Below are 19,435 nucleotides of genomic sequence, written 5' to 3'. Positions count from 1 at the left end.
TAAAAAAGGCCATTCATTCGAATGGCCTTTTTGCGGACAGATTTTCTGAGTGACGTGCTGGACCTGTCAGGTGTTGCTGGCGCAGGCTTCTACTCATCGAGACGGGACGCGCTCAATCCTGGCGGGTGAGCCATTCAAGGAGTTTTTCAGCTTCAGCACCTCGCCTGCCAAACAAAGAGTGAAATTCCACTGGTGTCAAGAAGTCGTCTGTCGTTATTTTACAGGTTCACCAAAAATCGCCCAGCTCATAAGAACATCTGCTTCTGAGCCCGGCAGGGTCAGTTCGTCAATACTGTGGGGACGTATCTTTCTGTCTATTAGTCTATTCGGAGGAGGGAAGTCGATTTCTTGGTTACCTGCGGTAGAAGACGTTCCGCCTTTTTTATCGATTGGGATAAGAATCTCTTTTTCAAATCGGTCCAATATTTTCGCCTGCGCCTTCTTGCTGAGCCCCGTCGCGTCCCAGTCACCTATTCGCGCCTTAATCGCGTCGATTAAACGAATTATTGTTAATTTCTTTGTTTGAGGATCTATGTACTCGATTTCCTCGTTCATACGGTGCTTGATTGACGAATAATAAGGCCCGTTTTTTATTTGTTCAGGGCTGCGGAGTCTTTCTTTGGGGGCAGTCGCGGGTGGGTGATCTTTTGGTAGTTCTTTGGAGGTGAGGTATTCATAGAACTTTTCAAGTTCAGAGCCCGGTTTAGCCAATTCAGACACTAAGTGATATGGCCCAGCGTTAATAAACGTTCGACCTCCGTCGATTTTTTGATTACCGTTTTGATCAAAATGTTTGATTGTTTCGTTGGCTTTCTGACGGGAAGTCTCCCTCTCTTCAACGCTGCGACTCTTATCATCCCAGTCACCTACCTGCCTCTTTAACAAGTCGATGGGTTTGGATACCGCATACTTTTTAGTCACCGGATCAAAGTGAATGATGGGATAGGAGAGTTCGTGGCGTAGAGACGAAAGATAAGGGGTTTTTTCTGCTTTCTCATTTTTCACGTGGTCGCAACGATTCGAAGGCTGTGAAGGCAATGAGGGTTCCGTATAAAAAAACTTTTGAGCGGCGGGGGCTATAGAAAACGGCATGTGATAATCCTTGTGTGATTTTGAATGTAGCGGATATTGAAGGTCAAGCTGGAGTCCATTTGCTGTCCTCGCAAAGTGATTGGTGGGTGAGGCGGCGACAGTTCCTGACGTGTATGGTTTGTAATATTTATAAGAAAGGCATTTTCCCTCGTATGGAATGTGTCGTTGCAGTCGTGGGAAGAATGTAAAGCTATTTGGCGTGAGAGGTATTGGTTGTAGGGTGTTCTGTTGGCAATAAAAAGGCCATTCAATCGAATGGCCTTCTAAGAAGTGTTTGCCTACCGTCTGTAAGTTATGCTTCGCGAAGTCTTATCGCCGGTTAACGATATCGCCCGACAACGCTTCTTCTCCCCTTTCGCAATAATCCAATAAACGCATGAATTCCGAATTTGCGTGTACGGTATTGGAAATATAGCGAGACTCTAACGTCTGTCGATTGCGCATGACGCCATCGATTTTATTGTCGTTTTGCTTGGAGTGAGCGCCGCCCATGCTGTCAATACTTTCAAGCACAACCAGTGCCTTGAACGCAAGGCTTAATCGCTGAAGCGGACTTAGAGATTTGTCGTTCCAATTGCCACCCAATTGTTTATAAAATTTATTAAGGTCCAGGAAGTGAGCCCCCTCTGGTTTTCCGCATTTGTCTAGAGTTGAAAAAAGAGGGTGTTCAAGGACCTGTTTAAGGAGACGAAGATGGAATGTGTCTTGGTCATGACTGGTCACATGCCCGAGATGAACTGGGGCTGTTGAAATCGTAGCCGGAGGTGGAGGGGTAAAACTGGAAGCGCTGTGGTCGTTTCTAATAGTGGTCATAAATAAACAACTCCATTTGATTAAGTATATTTTCTGTTTTTCTGGCGAGACCGAAAAATGTATCGGTTGCGCAGTATTAGTGCGTTGCATGGCTGGGCGGTTCCATGAAAACGGCACGGCGCGAGGCGAGGTTTTTACTGGTTATGTTGAAATTCTTTGGCAATAAAAAAGGGCTCCCCGAATAACCGGGTAGCCCTGTATTTGCTGAATTTATGTTATTCGGCTATTTGTAACTTTCGAGACTCAGTATATATATACCGCACTTTCTCATATTCAAACGGCGAGTTCATCTGCCCGTACCGGAAGCTGGTCTGATAGCGTTTATCCACCGCACGCAACGCCCATATTTCCGGGTGGTTGGAGCTGACTTCCGACACGTTGAGGAAGTTGATCTGGGTTTCCGCGCCGTAGTCGACGATCAGGCCAGTGGTATCGCGCAGGTTGGATGGACCGAAGATCGGCAGCACCAGATACGCCCCGCCAGGCACGCCGTAGAAGCCCAGGGTCTGGCCGAAGTCTTCGCTCTGGCGCGGCAGGCCCATGGCGGTGGCCGGGTCCCACAGGCCGGCAATACCGAGGGTGGTGTTGACCAGCAGGCGCCCGGTGGTTTCCAGGGAGCGGTGGCCCTTGAGTTGCAGCAGGCTGTTCAACAGGTTGGGCACGTCGCCCAGGTTATTGAAGAAGTTGCTGACGCCGGTACGCAGGAAGCTGGGGGTCACATAGGTGTAGCCGTTGACCACCGGCAGGAACACCCATTGGTCGAAGCGGTAGTTGAAGTGGTACACGCGGCGGTTCCACGACTCCAGCGGGTCATACACGTTGAGTGCGGTGAGCGATGAGCGCTCGAACTCCCTCTGGTCCAGGCCTGGGTTGAACTTGAGCTTGCTCAGCGGTTCCTTGAAACCGTCGGCATCCACGTTGACCGGCTCATGGGCCTTGCTGTTGTCGGCATTGGCCACGCCTGCGCACATCAAGGCGGCAAGCAGCAGAAGATATTTAGCCACGGAAGAACTCCAGCATGGCGTCGGCGTTGACGCGGTAATTGAGGTTGCCGCAGTGGCCGCCCAGCGGGTAGACGGTCAAGCGATCGCCGAAGGTTTTACGCAGGAAACCGAGGTCGCCAGGGCCGAGGATCACATCGTCCGCGTTATGCATGACGGCGATTTTCGGGCTGTTGTGCAGGTAGTCCTTGAGGGCGTACAGGCTGACCTGGTCGACCAGTTGCAACAGGCTGCCGCCATCGGAGCGCGCGCGCCACATCGGGATCACTTGTTCGGTGAGGTAGCAATCGAAGTCGCATTGCAACGCTCGCTTGAGAAACGGCGTAAGGCTGGTGCCTTCGGTGATCGGGTACTTCGGCGGGATGATCAGGCCACGGCGGTTGATCAGGTCCGAAGTAAAGGCGATGTCGGCCGCCGAAAAACGGAACGAGGTGCCGATCAGCATGGCCATCTGTTCGTTGGTCAAGTGCTGCTTGGACTGCTGGAAGTCGTACAGCAGGGCGTCGTTGAGGTCGATGTAGCCCTTTTGCTGAAAGTAACGGGTCAGCTTGTTCAGCACCAGCTCATAGAAGGTGGTGGTGTTGTTGATGCCCTTGACCTCGGTCTGTACCAGCTTGTCGAGGTTGGTGATCGAGGTATAGAGGTTGACCGGCGGGTTCAGCAGCAAGACTTTCTTGAAGTTGAAGCTGCGACGGGTCTCGTCGAGCTTGGCCACAAACGCCGCATCCAGGCCGCCCAGGCTGTAGCCGGTGAGGTAGAAGTCGGTGACCGGCAACGAGGCGTTCTGCGCGCGCACGGCTTGCATCACGCGGTACATGTCTTCCGCGTCTTCCTGGGTGATCCCCGGGGTTGCGAAGCGCGAGGCGGCGCTGATGAAGTCGAAGCTGGTGGGCGACGACAGTTGCACCACATGGTAGCCGGCCTGGTAATACAGTTTCTTCAGGTATTCGTTGAGGCTGCTGTCAAACCGCGCGCCGGTGCCGGCGATCAGGAAGATCAGCGGCGCCGCTCGGTCCTGCTTGGCGATGCGGTAGGTGAGTTTCTTCACCGCCCAGAAGTTGTCCGGCAGGCTGAACTCGCGCTCGGGGCGCATGTTCAGGGTGTAGTCGGATTGGTTGATCTCGTCATCGCTCGGCAACTTTGGCCGAAGATCGGGCGGTGTGGTGGCGATGGTCGCTTCAAACGGGTTGGTCAAAGGGTAGCCATAGCTGGCCTGGTCAATATCGACGGCCAGTGCTGACGCACTCAGAAATAGGCTGCCCAGCAGGGCAGCACAGCGCAAGGAACGGAGCATGACTTAATCCCTAGGAGGAAACGTGCTTAATGAAGTTCGCAGGCTATGACCACCGCGTCGTCGCCGAAGTGCCAGCACTCGGCACGAAAAGTCGGTAAATAACGTCGGAATCGGGGTATTAGTAGCGAGAAGATACACTTTGCCGCGCTTTGATGAATACTAATTGTGTGTATGCGCCTTGCTAACGGCTGTCGGAGCATTAAGCTGAGCGCCGTTTTTGCCTATCGGAGTGGCCCATGTCCCGTCGTTTACCGTTGATTTTGCTGCTTATTGCCCTGCCACTATGGTTGGCTGCCAGTTACGGTGCGCGCTATGGCTTTATGGAGGACGGCCAGTGGGTGGGCATTTGCGTGGATGAAGCCAGCCGCTGGGAATGCCAATTGCGTTCGAACCTTGGCCTGATGATCCACTTCAAGGTGCTGGGCTGGACCGCGCTGATCACGTCGGTGCTGGCGTTTTTTGTGCCTGGCCGCGTGGGCTGGGGGTTGGCGGTGCTGGGGATGACGTTCGGGTTGCCGGCATTGGCGTTGTATAACACCACGTTTGCGGTGTTTGCGGTGGTGATCGCGGGGTTGCGGTTGGTCAGGAAGCCCCGCGTTGCCTGATAGGGCCTCATCGGGGGCAAGCCCCCTCCCACATTGGTAATGCATTCACCTGTGGGAGGGGGCTTGCCCCCGATAGCGGTTTTAGACCTTGCGCACTCGCAAGCAGCGCCACAAGGCTGCCGTCATGAGCAGGCTCACTACCGCCCAACCCCAAGCCTGCTGGTTCAACAACCCTTCACGGTACAACTGCGGCGCAATACCCGCACCGATGATGAAGGCCAGCAAGGCAATCTCCCGGCGCGGTCCGGTCACCGGGCGCACCAGGTACACCAGGGCTGGCAACACCAGCGCGGCGCTCGGGAAGCTGCGGTAGCGCGGGTCAAACACCAGCGCCAGCATCATTACCGCCCCCGCAAAACCGGCAGTCGCCACCAGCCAGCCAGCGCGCTGCTCCAGCCAGTTGAATGCGCGTGCGCGCCAATCTTGCCGTGCGCTCAAGGCCAGGGCGGCATGGGCCAGCACCAGTAGGTTCAACACCACCAGCAAGCCTGCCCACACCCATTCATCGTTGAACCGCGCGGTGACGCGGGTCAGTTCGGCCCAGGTGCCGATGGAGCAGGCTGCCACGGCGCCCAGCAACGGCAGGGCGATCGCGGTGCGCGTGCTGCACACACGGCCACCCAGAACCAGGGTGCCCAGCAGGATGATCCCGCCCACGCCGAGCCACAGCGGCCAGTACGGCACATTGGTCACGGGCCCCGCGAGGATGCCCTTGTCCTGCCGATTGGCATCGAACAGGCCCCAATAACCACCGACGGCACCTTCACTCGCACGCTTCCACGGCTGGTCAAAGGCCTCGATCAGGTTGTAGCGCCAGCCATTCGCCTCGGCCATGGCCACGAAACCCCGCATGAACCTGGCTTCGTTGACCCGGCTCGGCACGGCGGTTTCGCGCTGGCGACCTTCGCTGGGCCAGCCGGTTTCACCGATCAGGATGTCCTTGGGCGCGAATTTGTTGCCGAACGTCTGGCGCACATCGCCCACGTGCTTGAGCGCCTGGTCGATGCCGGAAGGGTCATCTTCCCAGTAGGGCAGCAGGTGTATCGTCAGGAAGTCCACCGCCGGCGCGATTTCCGGGTGTTGCAGCCAGAATTCCCACACATCCGCATAGGTCACCGGCTGCTTGATCCGGCTTTTCACGGTCTGGATCAGCGTCACTAACTGTTTGGCGGTGACTTCTTTACGCAGCAGCGCTTCGTTGCCGACGATCACCGAGGTCACTACGTCAGGGTTGGCGTTTGCTGCGGCGATCAACTCTTCGATTTCTTTCTCGGTCGCCACCGGGTCACTGCTGACCCAGGCGCCGGCCATCACCTTCAGTCCATGCTTGCGTGCCATCTCCGGCAAGGCTTCCAGGCCGGTCATGGAGTAGGTGCGAATGCATTCGAAGCGGGTAGCCAGCAGGGCCAGGTCGGCGTCCATGCGTTCCGGGCGCAGTGTGAAGGGCTGGTCAAACGGGGATTGGTCTTTATCGAACGGCGTGTAGGACGCGCACTGCATCTTGTGCGTGGCGCTGGCGACATCGGGCAGCACTACGGAGCGGCCGAGGCCATACCAGTAGCCGATCAGGGCCAGCAGGCCGAGGAGCAGGGCGCAGAAATAGGGCAGGGCAGGGAAGCGGGCAGTCGCAGGCATGGTCGGCTTATCTGGAGAGCAAAGGCGCGCATCTTACCCGGATTTAGGCCGTCCCAGTGGGGCCGCATAATTTTGACATGCAAAGTTCGGGCGGGATTTTGGCGTCAAGTCCTACAAAACGCCCTGCTGGCTATGTGATGTCGTTTCTTGCTTGTATGAGGTCGCTGACAGAGCAGGTCGAAGGGCGCGGCAGGTTGATGATCGAACTGTCAGCACTCCACTGATGCCGCAGACACCGGATCGATGCGCGTGACGGGGGCGCGGTGCACCACATAACAACAGGTTGACGTCGCTCGGCATCCGTCGGGCGCAGCACTTTCGGGGAAGTACGATGAAGATGCGACGACTCTTGGGCGCAGCTGCCACTCTGGTAGTTGCGATGAGCTCCACACTGGCCAGCGCCGACAGCAAAACCCTGAGCATCGGCTATGTGGACGGCTGGTCCGACAGCGTTGCCACCACGCACGTGGCGGCAGAGGTGATCAAGGCCAAGCTCGGTTATGACGTGAAACTGCAAGCGGTAGCCACCGGGATCATGTGGCAGGGCGTGGCCACCGGCAAGCTCGACGCCATGCTGTCCGCCTGGTTGCCGGTGACCCACGGTGAGTATTGGGCCAAGAACAAGGACAAGGTGGTCGACTACGGCCCCAACTTCAAGGATGCCAAGATCGGCCTGATCGTGCCGGAGTACGTCAAGGCCAAGTCCATCGAAGACCTCAAGACCGACACCACCTTCAAGAACAAGATCGTCGGTATCGACGCCGGCTCGGGCGTGATGCTCAAGACCGACGAAGCCATCAAGCAGTACGGCCTCGACTACAAACTGCAAGCCAGCTCGGGGGCGGCGATGATCGCCGAGCTGACCCGTGCCGAAGACAAACAGGAATCCATTGCGGTCACCGGTTGGGTGCCACACTGGATGTTCGCAAAGTGGAAACTGCGTTTCCTGGACGATCCAAAAGGGATTTATGGTGCTGCTGAAACCGTCAACAGCATCGGCAGCAAGGGCCTGGAGAAGAAAGCGCCGGAAGTCGCGGCCTTCCTGAAGAAATTCCAGTGGGCCTCCAAGGACGAAATCGGCGAAGTCATGCTGGCTATCCAGGAAGGCGCCAAGCCTGATGCAGCGGCCAAGGATTGGGTCGCCAAGCACCCTGAGCGCGTAGCCGAGTGGACCGGTAAGTAACAGCCCCTGATATACCCTTGTGGGAGGGGGCTTGCCCCCGATAGCGATCTGTCAGCTATCGATGTACTGGCTGACACACTGCTATCGGGGGCAAGCCTCCTCCCACATTAATTTTGCCTCCCGCAAATCTCCCTGCGCCCCCGCAAACCCTCGCTACACTCGATCTAAGACTAAGGTCGTCTGGAACCTCTACGGCAGCCGCATACAGTGGATACGTTCCAATAATAAAAAAGCTGTGCTGCGAGGATAAAAACAATGAACGACAGCATTTACCTCTCGATTCAAAACAGCCCGCGTTTCAAGGAGCTGGTGAGAAAAAGGGAAAGGTTCGCCTGGATTCTCTCGGCGATCATGCTAGGGCTTTACTCCGCTTTCATCCTGTTGATCGCCTACGGGCCACAAGTGCTGGGGGCCAAGCTCAGCCCTGGTTCGTCGATTACCTGGGGCATTCCCCTGGGCGTCGGGCTGATTGTGTCCGCCTTCATCCTGACCGGCATCTACGTGCGCCGAGCCAATGGCGAGTTTGACGACCTGAACAATGCGATTCTCAAGGAGGCTGCGCAATGATCCGTCGTCTACTGGCAATATTCGGCGCTTCGCTCTTTGCTCCGGCCGTCTGGGCGGCAGACGCATTGACCGGTGAAGTGCACAAGCAACCCCTGAACATATCGGCCATCGTGATGTTTATCGCGTTTGTCGGTGCGACCCTGTGCATCACCTACTGGGCTTCCAAGCGCAACAAATCGGCAGCCGACTACTACGCGGCCGGCGGCAAGATCACCGGTTTCCAGAACGGCCTGGCCATTGCCGGCGACTACATGTCGGCGGCGTCCTTCCTGGGGATTTCCGCACTGGTCTACACCTCCGGCTATGACGGTCTGATCTACTCGATCGGCTTCCTGGTGGGCTGGCCGATCATTCTGTTCCTGATCGCCGAGCGCCTGCGTAACCTGGGCAAGTACACCTTTGCCGACGTGGCGTCCTATCGCCTGGGCCAGACCCAGATCCGCAGCCTCTCGGCCTGTGGCTCGCTGGTGGTGGTGGCGTTCTACCTGATCGCGCAGATGGTGGGCGCGGGCAAGTTGATCCAGCTGCTGTTCGGCTTGGACTATCATGTAGCGGTGATCCTGGTGGGGATCCTGATGTGCATGTACGTGCTGTTCGGCGGCATGCTGGCGACCACCTGGGTGCAGATCATCAAGGCGGTGCTGTTGCTGTCCGGTGCCTCGTTCATGGCGCTGATGGTGATGAAACACGTCAACTTCGACTTCAATATGTTGTTCTCCGAGGCGATCAAGGTTCACCCTAAAGGTGAAGCGATCATGAGCCCTGGCGGCCTGGTAAAAGACCCGATCTCGGCATTCTCCCTGGGCCTGGCACTGATGTTCGGTACCGCCGGCCTGCCGCACATCCTGATGCGTTTCTTCACCGTGAGCGACGCCAAGGAAGCGCGCAAGAGCGTGCTGTATGCAACTGGCTTTATCGGCTACTTCTACATCCTGACCTTCATCATCGGTTTCGGCGCGATCCTGCTGGTGAGCACCAACCCGGCGTTCAAGGATGCGGCTGGTGCCTTGCTTGGCGGCAACAACATGGCGGCGGTGCACCTGGCCAACGCGGTGGGCGGCAGTATCTTCCTGGGCTTCATCTCGGCCGTGGCCTTTGCCACCATCCTTGCGGTGGTTGCAGGCCTGACCCTGGCCGGTGCGTCGGCGGTGTCCCATGACCTGTACGCCAGTGTGATCAAGAAAGGCAAGGCCAACGACAAGGATGAGATTCGCGTCTCGAAGATCACCACCATCGCGTTGGGCGTATTGGCGATCGGCCTGGGTATCCTGTTCGAAAGCCAGAACATCGCGTTCATGGTCGGCCTGGCGTTCTCCATTGCCGCCAGCTGTAACTTCCCGGTGTTGCTGCTTTCCATGTACTGGAAAAACCTCACCACCCGTGGCGCGATGATCGGCGGCTGGCTGGGCCTGGTCAGTGCGGTTGGTCTGATGATCCTTGGCCCGACCATCTGGGTCTCGATCCTGCACCACGAAAAAGCCATCTTCCCTTACGAATACCCGGCGCTGTTCTCGATGATCATTGCGTTCGTCGGCATCTGGTTCTTCTCCATCACCGACAAGTCGGCGGCGGCAGAGAAAGAGCGTGCGCTGTACTTCCCGCAGTTTGTGCGTTCGCAGACTGGCCTGGGGGCGAGTGGGGCGGTGAATCACTAAGGTTGTAGCCCGATAAGGAAATGCCCCGGTCGAAAGGCCGGGGTATTTTTTTACCTGGTGTTCTGCGTTATGGGTACCCGCGTCATCGGGGGGCGAGCCCCCTCCCACATTTGACTGTATTCACAAATAGACATGTGTAAACCGAGCCCAGTGTGGGAGGGGGCTTGCCCCCGATAGCGGTCGCCCAGTCGGCACAAACAAAAACGGCCTCCACTAGGGGGGGCCGTCTTCGGTGCAACTCAGCGATGCTTACTTGCGATCTTCCAACTGGGTGATGTCACGCGACTTGTAGCCCCTGTACAGCTGGCGCGGACGGCCAATCTTGTACGGGCTGGAGAGCATTTCTTTCCAGTGGGAGATCCAGCCCACGGTCCGCGCCAGGGCGAAGATCACGGTGAACATGCTGGTTGGAATGCCGATCGCCTTGAGGATGATCCCCGAGTAGAAGTCGACGTTCGGGTACAGCGAGCGTTCGATGAAGTACGGGTCGGTCAGGGCGATCTCTTCCAGGCGTATGGCCAGTTCGAGTTGCGGGTCGTTCTTGATGCCCAGTTCCTTCAACACTTCGTCGCAGGTCTGCTTCATCACGGTGGCGCGCGGGTCGCGGTTCTTGTAGACCCGGTGACCGAAGCCCATCAGCTTGTACGGATCGTTCTTGTCCTTGGCTTTTGCGATGAACTTGTCGATGTTGGACACATCGCCGATTTCATCGAGCATGGTCAATACCGCTTCGTTCGCACCGCCGTGGGCAGGGCCCCACAGTGCGGCGATACCGGCGGCGATACAGGCGAACGGGTTGGCACCCGAAGAACCGGCCAGGCGTACGGTGGAGGTAGAGGCGTTCTGCTCGTGGTCGGCGTGGAGGATGAAGATCCGGTCCATGGCCTTGGCCAGCGTCGGGCTGATCGGTTTGATCTCGCACGGCGTGTTGAACATCATGTGCAGGAAGTTTTCCGCGTACGTCAGGTCGTTGCGCGGATACATCATGGGTTGGCCCATGGAGTACTTGTAGACCATGGCGGCCAGGGTCGGCATCTTGGCAACCAGGCGGATCGCGGAGATTTCGCGATGCTGCGGGTTATTGATGTCGAGGGAGTCGTGATAGAAGGCCGACAGGGCGCCGACCACACCGCACATGACGGCCATCGGGTGGGCGTCGCGACGGAAGCCGTTGAAGAAGGTCTTCAACTGCTCGTGAACCATGGTGTGGTTCTTCACGGTGCTGACGAACTGGGCTTTCTGCTCGGCTGTTGGCAGTTCGCCATTTAGCAGCAGGTAGCAGGTTTCCAGGTAGTCCGATTTCTCGGCCAGTTGCTCGATCGGATAGCCGCGGTGCAGCAAAATGCCATTGTCGCCATCGATATAGGTGATCTTCGACTCGCAAGAGGCGGTCGACATGAAGCCTGGGTCGAATGTGAAACGGCCCGTGGCCGTCAGGTTCCGTACGTCGATAACATCGGGACCAACGGTGCCGGTTAAAATGGGCAGCTCGACGGGGGCTGCGCCCTCGATGATCAACTGCGCTTTTTTGTCAGCCATGTGGCCTCCTATTTATGCTTCAAATCATCAGACAGACCCCCCACGCAGGGCCCGCACCACTATATTGATATAAATCCAGATGTCAATTTGCCTAAAGTCTTGCACCAGAAGGCTTTAACCGTACTTTTTCCTCGAAATTGCCTGCCATTTACGCCTTTTATTCCCCCAGCGCAATCCGCTATTAGGGTGAGGAGTGCGCGTTGTCATTAGTAACCTAACTGTCTATACTCGGCCACCGACCGCCAAGGGCTTTTGGGCTTGCTTTCATTGGGGGTCGCACTCCCTGGGTGGTGCTTACCTGACCAGTCGCACTCCCCAACAACTTTGCCCTGATTGTTAGGGGCTCTTCAGTGTGAAAAAAAGCCGTGAATAGCCAACGACCTGTAAACCTAGACCTAAGGACCATCAAACTCCCCATCACCGGCGTTACGTCGTTCCTGCACCGTGTTTCCGGCATCATCCTGTTCCTGGGCTTGGGCATCATGCTTTATGCATTGAGCAAATCCCTGGGTTCCGAGGAAGGATACGCCGAGGTGAAGGCATGCTTGACCAGCCCGCTGGCCAAGTTCGTAGCATGGGGCCTCCTGTCCGCTCTGCTGTATCACCTGGTAGCCGGTGTGCGCCACTTGATCATGGACATGGGCATCGGTGAGACGCTGGAAGGCGGCCGCCTGGGCTCGAAAATCATCATCGCCATTTCCGTGGTGCTGATCGTTCTGGCAGGAGTTTGGATATGGTAACCAGCGTTACGAATCTGTCGCGTTCGGGCCTCTATGACTGGATGGCACAGCGTGTGTCTGCGGTCGTTCTCGCGGCTTATTTCATTTTCCTGATCGGATACCTCGTCGCAAATCCGGGCATTGGCTATGAGCAATGGCACGGCCTGTTTTCCCACAATGCGATGCGAATCTTCAGTCTGCTGGCCCTTGTTGCCCTGGGCGCACACGCCTGGGTAGGCATGTGGACCATCGCGACCGACTACCTGACGCCGATGGCGCTGGGCAAGTCCGCGACTGCAGTACGTTTCCTCTTCCAGGCAGTCTGCGGCGTCGCGATGTTCGCTTACTTCGTCTGGGGTGTGCAGATTCTTTGGGGTATCTGATTCATGGCTAACATTCCAACTATTTCATTCGACGCCATCATTATTGGTGGCGGCGGCGCTGGCATGCGCGCTGCGCTGCAGCTGGCCCAGGGCGGTCACAAGACTGCCGTGATCACCAAGGTGTTCCCGACCCGTTCCCACACTGTATCGGCCCAGGGTGGCATCACCTGCGCCATCGCCTCCGCCGACCCGAACGATGACTGGCGCTGGCACATGTACGATACCGTCAAGGGTTCCGACTACATCGGTGACCAGGACGCGATCGAATACATGTGTCAGGAAGGCCCGGCTGCAGTGTTCGAGCTGGACCACATGGGTCTGCCGTTCTCCCGTACCGAGCAAGGCCGTATCTACCAGCGTCCTTTCGGCGGCCAGTCGAAGGATTACGGCAAAGGCGGGCAGGCTGCCCGTACCTGCGCCGCGTCCGACCGTACCGGTCACGCGCTGCTGCACACCCTTTACCAGGGCAACCTGAAAGCCGGTACCACGTTCCTGAACGAGTACTACGCCGTTGATCTGGTCAAGAACGCACAAGGCGAGTTCGTCGGTGTGATCGCGATCTGCATCGAAACCGGTGAAACCACCTACATCCGCGCCAAGGCTACCGTGCTGGCGACCGGCGGTGCAGGTCGTATCTACGCGTCCACCACCAATGCCCTGATCAACACCGGTGACGGCGTCGGCATGGCACTGCGTGCGGGCGTGCCGGTACAAGACATCGAAATGTGGCAGTTCCACCCGACCGGTATCGCCGGCGCCGGCGTACTGGTGACCGAAGGTTGCCGTGGTGAAGGTGGCTACCTGATCAACAAGCACGGCGAGCGTTTCATGGAGCGTTATGCGCCGAACGCGAAAGACCTTGCTGGTCGTGACGTTGTGGCCCGTTCGATGGTTAAAGAGATCATCGCCGGCAACGGCTGTGGCCCGAATGGCGACCACGTACTGCTGAAACTCGATCACCTGGGCGAAGAAGTACTGCACAGCCGCCTGCCAGGTATCTGCGAGCTGTCCAAGACCTTTGCTCACGTTGACCCGGTGGTTGCTCCGGTTCCGGTTGTCCCGACTTGCCACTATATGATGGGCGGCGTGCCGACCAACATCCATGGCCAGGCGATCACCCAGAATGCCGAAGGCGAGGACGAGATCATCCACGGTCTGTTCGCCGTAGGCGAAGTGGCGTGCGTATCGGTTCACGGTGCCAACCGCCTGGGTGGCAACTCGCTGCTCGACCTGGTGGTCTTCGGCCGTGCTGCCGGCCTGCACCTGGAAAAAGCGCTGACCGACGGCATCGAATACGATGACGCGACCGACGCCAACATCGAGGCTGCCCTGGCACGCCTGAACGCTCTGAACGAGCGTACCGATGGCGAAGACGTGGCAACCCTGCGTCGTGAGCTGCAAAGCTGCATGCAGAACTACTTCGGTGTATTCCGTACCGGCGAATACATGCAGAAGGGTATTGCCCAGCTGGCCGATCTGCGCAAGCGCATCGCCAACGTCAAGATCAACGATAAGAGCCAGGCGTTCAACACCGCTCGTATCGAAGCCCTTGAGCTGCAGAACCTGCTGGAAGTGGCCGAAGCGACTGCCATCGCTGCCGAGGTTCGCAAGGAATCCCGTGGTGCCCACGCCCGTGAAGACTTTGAAGATCGCGACGACGAAAACTGGTTGTGCCACACCCTGTACTTCCCGGGTGACAAGCGCGTAACCAAGCGTGCCGTGAACTTCTCGCCGAAGACGGTTCCGACGTTTGAACCGAAGATTCGGACTTACTAAGGGTGGCTGCCATGTTGAAAGTCAGTGTTTATCGCTACAACCCTGATCAGGACGCTGCGCCGTTCATGCAGGAATTCCAGGTCGATACCGGTGGTAAAGACCTGATGGTGCTGGATGTACTGGCACTGATCAAAGAGCAGGACGAAGGTTTCTCCTATCGTCGCTCTTGCCGTGAAGGTGTGTGCGGTTCCGACGGCATGAACATCAACGGCAAAAACGGCCTGGCGTGCATCACGCCGCTGTCCGCCGTGGTCAAAGGCAACAAGCTGATCGTTCGTCCTCTGCCAGGTTTGCCGGTTATCCGTGACCTGGTCGTCGATATGAGCATCTTCTACAAGCAATACGAGAAAGTTAAGCCGTTCCTGCAGAACGACACGCCGGCTCCGGCCATCGAGCGTCTGCAGTCCCCGGAAGAGCGCGAGAAGCTCGACGGTCTGTACGAGTGCATCCTGTGCGCTTGCTGCTCGACGTCGTGCCCGTCCTTCTGGTGGAACCCGGACAAGTTCCTGGGCCCAGCTGCCCTGCTGCAAGCGTACCGCTTCCTGGCAGACAGCCGTGACACCAAGACGTCCGAGCGTCTGGCTTCGCTGGATGACCCGTTCAGCGTATTCCGCTGCCGCGGGATCATGAACTGCGTCAACGTATGTCCCAAAGGCCTGAACCCGACTAAGGCCATTGGTCACATCCGTAACATGCTGCTGCAGAGCGGCGTGTAACTGACGTTGTAGTAAAAGCAGGACCGTTGTGCCCGTAAATGCTACGGCGCAGGCTTCAACCGGCGCCGTAGTTTTAACTTGAGCAGCGACTTACAAAGCCGCGGCTCTTATTTTGAAGAAATGAGACAAGCAGGGGCATTCGGGTTGGTACCCGAACTATCAGCGTGATCCTAAGTGGCTTGTTTTGGTCGCTGCACTTGGCCTTTTGCAAGCAAACTCGGTGTTTTCGCCGGTGGTGTCCCCAAATCGAGGGTGACCAAGCATGCAAGAAAGCGTGATGCAGCGCATGTGGAACAGCGGCTATCTTTCAGGTGGTAACGCTGCCTATGTGGAAGAGCTTTATGAGCTCTACCTGCACGACCCTAACGCTGTGCCAGAAGAATGGCGCACCAAATTTCAGACGTTGTCTTCAGACGGCAACGCTGCCACCGATGTATCGCACGCAACAATTCGCGATCAGTTTGTGCTGCTGGCAAAGAACCAGCGCCGCGCCCAACCGGTTTCCGCCGGCAGCGTGAGCAGTGAGCACGAGAAGAAGCAAGTTGAAGTATTGCGACTGATCCAGGCCTACCGGATGCGCGGCCACCAGGCGGCCCAGCTTGACCCGCTGGGGCTCTGGCAGCGTCCTGCACCTGCAGACCTGTCGATCAATCATTACGGCTTGACCAATGCCGATCTTGATACGACCTTCCGTGCCGGCGACCTGTTCATCGGCAAAGAGGAAGCGAGCCTACGCGAAATTCACGAAGCGTTGCAGCAGACATATTGCCGCACCATCGGCGCTGAGTTCACGCACATCACCGATTCCGAGCAACGCCAATGGTTCCAGCATCGCCTGGAAGGTGTGCGTGGTCGTCCGGTGCTGTCCGCCGATGTACGCAGCCACCTGCTCGAGCGCGTCACCGCAGCCGAAGGCCTGGAAAAATACCTGGGTACCAAATACCCGGGCACCAAGCGTTTCGGCCTGGAAGGCGGCGAAAGCCTGATCCCGATGCTCGACGAGCTGATCCAGCGTTCCGGTTCCTACGGCACCAAGGAAATCGTGATCGGCATGGCCCACCGTGGTCGCCTGAACGTGTTGGTCAACACCTTCGGCAAGAACCCGCGTGAGCTGTTCGACGAGTTCGAAGGCAAGAAGAAGGTCGAGCTGGGCTCCGGTGACGTTAAATACCACCAAGGGTTCTCGTCCAACGTGATGACCACCGGCGGTGAAGTTCACCTGGCCATGGCCTTCAACCCATCCCACCTGGAAATCGTTTCTCCAGTGGTCGAGGGGTCGGTGCGTGCCCGCCAGGATCGTCGCAACGACACCACGGGTGAAAAGGTCCTGCCGATTTCCATCCACGGTGACGCGGCATTCGCCGGTCAAGGCGTGGTCCTGGAAACCTTCCAGATGTCGCAGACCCGCGGCTTCAAGACCGGCGGTACCGTTCACATCGTCATCAACAACCAGGTTGGCTTTACCATCAGCAACCCGCTGGATGCGCGCTCCACCGAGTACGCCACCGACGTTGCCAAGATGATCCAGGCGCCGATCCTCCATGTGAATGGGGATGATCCGGAAGCCGTGCTGTTCGTGACCCAACTGGCTGTCGACTACCGCATGCAGTTCAAGCGTGACGTGGTGATCGACCTGGTTTGCTACCGCCGTCGCGGTCACAACGAAGCCGACGAACCAAGCGGCACCCAGCCGCTGATGTACCAGCAGATCACCAAGCAGCGCACCACTCGTGAACTGTACGCCGAGAGCCTGACCAAGGCCGGTGTGGTTGACGATGCGCGTGTTCAGGCGAAAGTCGACGAATACCGCAACGCGCTGGACAACGGCCTGCATGTAGTGAAGAGCCTGGTCAAAGAGCCGAACAAAGAGCTGTTCGTTGACTGGCGTCCATACCTGGGCCACGCCTGGACGGCGCGTCACGACACCTCGTTCGACCTGAAGACCTTGCAGGAACTGTCCGCCAAGCTGCTGGAAATCCCGGAAGGCTTCGTGGTGCAGCGCCAGGTTGCGAAGATCTACGAAGACCGTCAGAAGATGCAAGCCGGCGGCCTGCCGATCAACTGGGGTTACGCCGAAACCATGGCGTACGCGACCCTGGCGTTCGAAGGTCACCCGATCCGCATGACCGGCCAGGACATCGGCCGTGGTACGTTCTCGCACCGTCACGCGGTCCTGCACAACCAGAAAGACGCCAGTACCTACGTTCCGTTGAAGCACCTGTACGAAGGCCAGCCACGTTTCGACCTGTACGACTCGTTCCTGTCCGAAGAAGCCGTGCTGGCGTTCGAATACGGTTACTCGACCACCACGCCGAACGCGCTGGTGATCTGGGAAGCCCAGTTCGGTGACTTCGCCAACGGTGCCCAAGTGGTTATCGACCAGTTCATCACCAGCGGCGAGCACAAGTGGGGTCGCCTGTGCGGTCTGACCATGCTGTTGCCACACGGTTATGAAGGCCAGGGTCCTGAGCATTCCTCGGCCCGTCTGGAGCGTTACCTGCAGCTGTGCGCCGAGCACAACATCCAGGTGTGCGTGCCGACGACCCCGGCCCAGATCTACCACTTGCTGCGTCGCCAGGTGATCCGCCCGCTGCGCAAGCCGCTGGTAGTACTGACACCGAAGTCGCTGCTGCGTCATAAACTGGCCATCTCGACCCTGGAAGATCTGGCGGATGGTTCGTTCCAGACCGTTATTCCAGAAATCGACGCGCTGGATGCGGCCAAGGTGACTCGCCTGGTCCTGTGCAGCGGCAAGGTCTACTACGACCTGCTGGAAAAACGTCGTGCCGAAGGCCGCGAAGACATCGCCATCGTGCGTATCGAGCAGCTTTACCCGTTCCCGGAAGACGACCTGATGGAGGCCATCGCGCCTTACACCAACCTCACTAACGTAGTGTGGTGCCAGGAAGAACCGATGAACCAGGGCGCGTGGTACAGCAGCCAGCATCACCTGCGTCGCAGCATCGGCAACCACAACAAGGCCCTGGGCCTGGAATATGCCGGCCGTGATGCTTCCGCTGCACCTGCGTGTGGTTATGCGTCGATGCACGCCGAGCAGCAGGAAAAACTGCTGCAAGATGCTTTCACTGTTTAACGCCTTCGCGCTGACTGAAACCGAATTTTAAGGACCCACAGATAATGGCTATCGAAATCAAAGCCCCGTCATTCCCGGAATCGGTTGCCGATGGCACCGTTGCCACCTGGCACAAGAAACCAGGCGACGCTGTAAAGCGTGACGACCTGATCGTCGACATCGAGACCGACAAAGTCGTGCTGGAAGTGTTGGCCGAAGCTGACGGCGTGCTGGGCGCAATCGTTGCCGAAGAAGGCGCTACCGTTCTGTCGAACCAGGTGCTGGGCTCGATCGAAGAGGGCAGTGCTGCTGCCGCTGCGCCTGCTGCTGCACCGGCCGCCGCCGCTGCTGCTCCTGCTGCCGCTCCGGCTGCTGGCGCTGAAGACCCGATCGCTGCACCGGCTGCCCGTCAGCTGGCTGAAGAGAACGGCATCAACCTGGCTTCCGTCAAAGGCACCGGCAAAGACGGCCGTGTGACCAAGGAAGACGTGGTTGCGGCTGTTGAAGCCAAGAAAAACGCTCCGGCTGCCGCACCTGCCAAGGCGGCTGCCCCGGCTGCCGCTGCGCCTGTGTTCGCTGCCGGCGACCGCACCGAGAAGCGCGTACCGATGACCCGCGTACGTGCCACCGTGGCCAAGCGTCTGGTTGAAGCCCAGTCGAACATGGCGATGCTGACCACCTTCAACGAAGTCGACATGACCGAAGTCATGGCGCTGCGCTCGAAGTACAAGGATCTGTTCGAGAAGTCCCACAACGGCGTGCGCCTGGGCTTCATGTCGTTCTTCGTGAAAGCGGCCACCGAAGCGCTGAAACGCTTCCCGGCAGTCAACGCTTCCATCGACGGCAACGACATCGTTTACCATGGCTATGCAGACATCGGCGTTGCCGTGTCCAGCGACCGTGGCCTGGTGGTTCCGGTACTGCGTAACGCCGAACTGATGAGCCTGGCTGAAATCGAAGGCGGCATCGCCACCTTCGGCAAGAAAGCCCGTGACGGCAAGCTGACCATCGACGAGATGACCGGCGGTACCTTCACCATCACCAACGGTGGTACCTTCGGTTCGATGATGTCGACCCCGATCGTCAACCCGCCGCAAGCCGCGATCCTGGGCATGCACAACATCATCCAGCGTCCGATGGCCATCAACGGCCAGGTCGTGATCCGCCCGATGATGTACCTGGCGCTGTCGTACGATCACCGCCTGATCGACGGTAAAGAAGCCGTGACTTTCCTGGTGACCATCAAGAACCTGCTGGAAGACCCGGCTCGTCTGTTGCTGGATATCTGATTGAAGCAGCTGCAAGTTGCGAGCTACAAGCTGTAAGAAAAAGCAGCTTGGCTTGCAGCTTGCGGCTAAAAGCTTGTCGCAAATAGAGGATCTAT

General features: G+C 57.9%; 16 protein-coding genes. 10 read left to right on the top strand and 6 right to left on the bottom strand.

The features are described 5' to 3' along the window. Window positions 1-213: 213 nt before the first annotated feature. The 4 genes from BMX59_RS15735 to BMX59_RS15725 all read right to left on the bottom strand — a co-directional run bounded on the left by BMX59_RS15735 (window position 214) and on the right by BMX59_RS15725 (window position 4,200). On the bottom strand, window positions 214-1,092 hold the full coding sequence (locus BMX59_RS15735; protein WP_092247816.1) for a hypothetical protein: 879 nt from the start codon (window positions 1,090-1,092) through the stop codon (window positions 214-216). Window positions 1,093-1,401: 309 nt separating this feature from the next. After that, complete coding sequence (locus BMX59_RS30180) at window positions 1,402-1,995, bottom strand: hypothetical protein (protein ID WP_139212891.1); 594 nt, start codon at window positions 1,993-1,995, stop codon at window positions 1,402-1,404. Window positions 1,996-2,120: 125 nt separating this feature from the next. Continuing rightward, window positions 2,121-2,909, bottom strand: a complete 789-nt coding sequence (locus BMX59_RS15730; protein ID WP_092247818.1) for an MlaA family lipoprotein — start codon at window positions 2,907-2,909, stop codon at window positions 2,121-2,123. After that, window positions 2,902-4,200 (bottom strand): serine/threonine protein kinase, encoded by a 1,299-nt coding sequence (locus BMX59_RS15725; RefSeq protein WP_071488466.1) that lies wholly within the window; start codon window positions 4,198-4,200, stop codon window positions 2,902-2,904. The genes BMX59_RS15730 and BMX59_RS15725 overlap by 8 nt, the downstream gene beginning before the upstream one ends. A 236-nt stretch (window positions 4,201-4,436) precedes the next feature. On the opposite strand from BMX59_RS15725, the gene BMX59_RS15720 reads away from it, so the two are divergent. Next, entirely contained in the window at window positions 4,437-4,805 is a 369-nt protein-coding gene (locus BMX59_RS15720) for a hypothetical protein (protein WP_093123166.1), read from the top strand. Window positions 4,806-4,886: 81 nt separating this feature from the next. Here the strand turns inward: BMX59_RS15720 and BMX59_RS15715 are convergent, their stop codons facing one another. Then, window positions 4,887-6,440, bottom strand: a complete 1,554-nt coding sequence (locus BMX59_RS15715; RefSeq protein WP_093123158.1) for a glycoside hydrolase family 17 protein — start codon at window positions 6,438-6,440, stop codon at window positions 4,887-4,889. A 331-nt stretch (window positions 6,441-6,771) separates the two neighbouring features. Between BMX59_RS15715 and BMX59_RS15710 the strand changes: the two genes are divergently transcribed. From BMX59_RS15710 to BMX59_RS15700, 3 genes are all read left to right on the top strand, one after another. Beyond that, a complete protein-coding gene (locus BMX59_RS15710) occupies window positions 6,772-7,623 on the top strand; it encodes a glycine betaine ABC transporter substrate-binding protein (protein WP_025857941.1) in 852 nt (283 codons plus the stop codon). A gap of 255 nt (window positions 7,624-7,878) precedes the next feature. After that, the gene (locus BMX59_RS15705) at window positions 7,879-8,190 is read left to right on the top strand and encodes a DUF485 domain-containing protein (protein WP_016972153.1); all 312 of its coding nucleotides are present in this window, start codon (window positions 7,879-7,881) and stop codon (window positions 8,188-8,190) included. Beyond that, window positions 8,187-9,845 (top strand): cation acetate symporter, encoded by a 1,659-nt coding sequence (locus BMX59_RS15700; protein ID WP_071489586.1) that lies wholly within the window; start codon window positions 8,187-8,189, stop codon window positions 9,843-9,845. The genes BMX59_RS15705 and BMX59_RS15700 overlap by 4 nt, the downstream gene beginning before the upstream one ends. Window positions 9,846-10,094: 249 nt before the next feature. Here the strand turns inward: BMX59_RS15700 and gltA are convergent, their stop codons facing one another. Then, window positions 10,095-11,384: a citrate synthase gene (gltA, locus tag BMX59_RS15695; RefSeq protein WP_092247829.1), complete on the bottom strand. Its 1,290-nt coding sequence runs from the start codon at window positions 11,382-11,384 to the stop codon at window positions 10,095-10,097. Between the two features lie 365 nt (window positions 11,385-11,749). Here gltA and sdhC point away from each other — a divergent pair, with 365 nt between their 5' ends. The 6 genes from sdhC to odhB all read left to right on the top strand — a co-directional run bounded on the left by sdhC (window position 11,750) and on the right by odhB (window position 19,340). Beyond that, window positions 11,750-12,124, top strand: coding sequence for a succinate dehydrogenase, cytochrome b556 subunit (gene sdhC, locus BMX59_RS15690; protein ID WP_003172804.1), 375 nt, complete (start codon window positions 11,750-11,752; stop codon window positions 12,122-12,124). Beyond that, on the top strand, window positions 12,118-12,486 hold the full coding sequence (gene sdhD / locus BMX59_RS15685; protein WP_003172805.1) for a succinate dehydrogenase, hydrophobic membrane anchor protein: 369 nt from the start codon (window positions 12,118-12,120) through the stop codon (window positions 12,484-12,486). Before sdhC ends, sdhD begins: the two co-directional genes overlap by 7 nt. Before the next feature lie 3 nt (window positions 12,487-12,489). After that, window positions 12,490-14,262, top strand: a complete 1,773-nt coding sequence (gene sdhA / locus BMX59_RS15680) for a succinate dehydrogenase flavoprotein subunit (protein ID WP_010211741.1) — start codon at window positions 12,490-12,492, stop codon at window positions 14,260-14,262. An 11-nt stretch (window positions 14,263-14,273) separates the two neighbouring features. Then, the gene (locus tag BMX59_RS15675) at window positions 14,274-14,978 is read left to right on the top strand and encodes a succinate dehydrogenase iron-sulfur subunit (RefSeq protein WP_003172807.1); all 705 of its coding nucleotides are present in this window, start codon (window positions 14,274-14,276) and stop codon (window positions 14,976-14,978) included. 262 nt (window positions 14,979-15,240) lie between these two features. Then, the gene (locus tag BMX59_RS15670) at window positions 15,241-18,072 is read left to right on the top strand and encodes a 2-oxoglutarate dehydrogenase E1 component (RefSeq protein ID WP_092247832.1); all 2,832 of its coding nucleotides are present in this window, start codon (window positions 15,241-15,243) and stop codon (window positions 18,070-18,072) included. 44 nt (window positions 18,073-18,116) lie between these two features. Beyond that, a complete protein-coding gene (gene odhB / locus BMX59_RS15665) occupies window positions 18,117-19,340 on the top strand; it encodes a 2-oxoglutarate dehydrogenase complex dihydrolipoyllysine-residue succinyltransferase (protein ID WP_093123151.1) in 1,224 nt (407 codons plus the stop codon). Window positions 19,341-19,435 lie beyond the last annotated feature (95 nt).

The sequence above is a fragment of the Pseudomonas sp. NFR09 genome (assembly GCF_900111535.1).
Classification (GTDB): Bacteria; Pseudomonadota; Gammaproteobacteria; order Pseudomonadales; family Pseudomonadaceae; genus Aquipseudomonas; species Aquipseudomonas extremorientalis.
Note: the sequence above shows the minus strand (reverse complement) of the source record. Positions and strands in the feature narration are given on the sequence as shown.

Bases quoted from the DNA above. Each gene is read 5' to 3' on its own strand.
- BMX59_RS15735 (WP_092247816.1), bottom strand. From the start codon at position 1,092: ATGCCGTTTTCTATAGCCCCCGCCGCTCAAAAGTTTTTTTATACGGAA.
- BMX59_RS30180 (WP_139212891.1), bottom strand. From the start codon at position 1,995: ATGCAACGCACTAATACTGCGCAACCGATACATTTTTCGGTCTCGCCA.
- BMX59_RS15725 (WP_071488466.1), bottom strand. From the start codon at position 4,200: ATGCTCCGTTCCTTGCGCTGTGCTGCCCTGCTGGGCAGCCTATTTCTG.
- BMX59_RS15720 (WP_093123166.1), top strand. From the start codon at position 4,437: ATGTCCCGTCGTTTACCGTTGATTTTGCTGCTTATTGCCCTGCCACTA.
- BMX59_RS15715 (WP_093123158.1), bottom strand. From the start codon at position 6,440: ATGCCTGCGACTGCCCGCTTCCCTGCCCTGCCCTATTTCTGCGCCCTG.
- BMX59_RS15710 (WP_025857941.1), top strand. From the start codon at position 6,772: ATGAAGATGCGACGACTCTTGGGCGCAGCTGCCACTCTGGTAGTTGCG.
- BMX59_RS15705 (WP_016972153.1), top strand. From the start codon at position 7,879: ATGAACGACAGCATTTACCTCTCGATTCAAAACAGCCCGCGTTTCAAG.
- BMX59_RS15700 (WP_071489586.1), top strand. From the start codon at position 8,187: ATGATCCGTCGTCTACTGGCAATATTCGGCGCTTCGCTCTTTGCTCCG.
- gltA (WP_092247829.1), bottom strand. From the start codon at position 11,384: ATGGCTGACAAAAAAGCGCAGTTGATCATCGAGGGCGCAGCCCCCGTC.
- sdhD (WP_003172805.1), top strand. From the start codon at position 12,118: ATGGTAACCAGCGTTACGAATCTGTCGCGTTCGGGCCTCTATGACTGG.
- sdhA (WP_010211741.1), top strand. From the start codon at position 12,490: ATGGCTAACATTCCAACTATTTCATTCGACGCCATCATTATTGGTGGC.
- BMX59_RS15675 (WP_003172807.1), top strand. From the start codon at position 14,274: ATGTTGAAAGTCAGTGTTTATCGCTACAACCCTGATCAGGACGCTGCG.
- BMX59_RS15670 (WP_092247832.1), top strand. From the start codon at position 15,241: ATGCAAGAAAGCGTGATGCAGCGCATGTGGAACAGCGGCTATCTTTCA.
- odhB (WP_093123151.1), top strand. From the start codon at position 18,117: ATGGCTATCGAAATCAAAGCCCCGTCATTCCCGGAATCGGTTGCCGAT.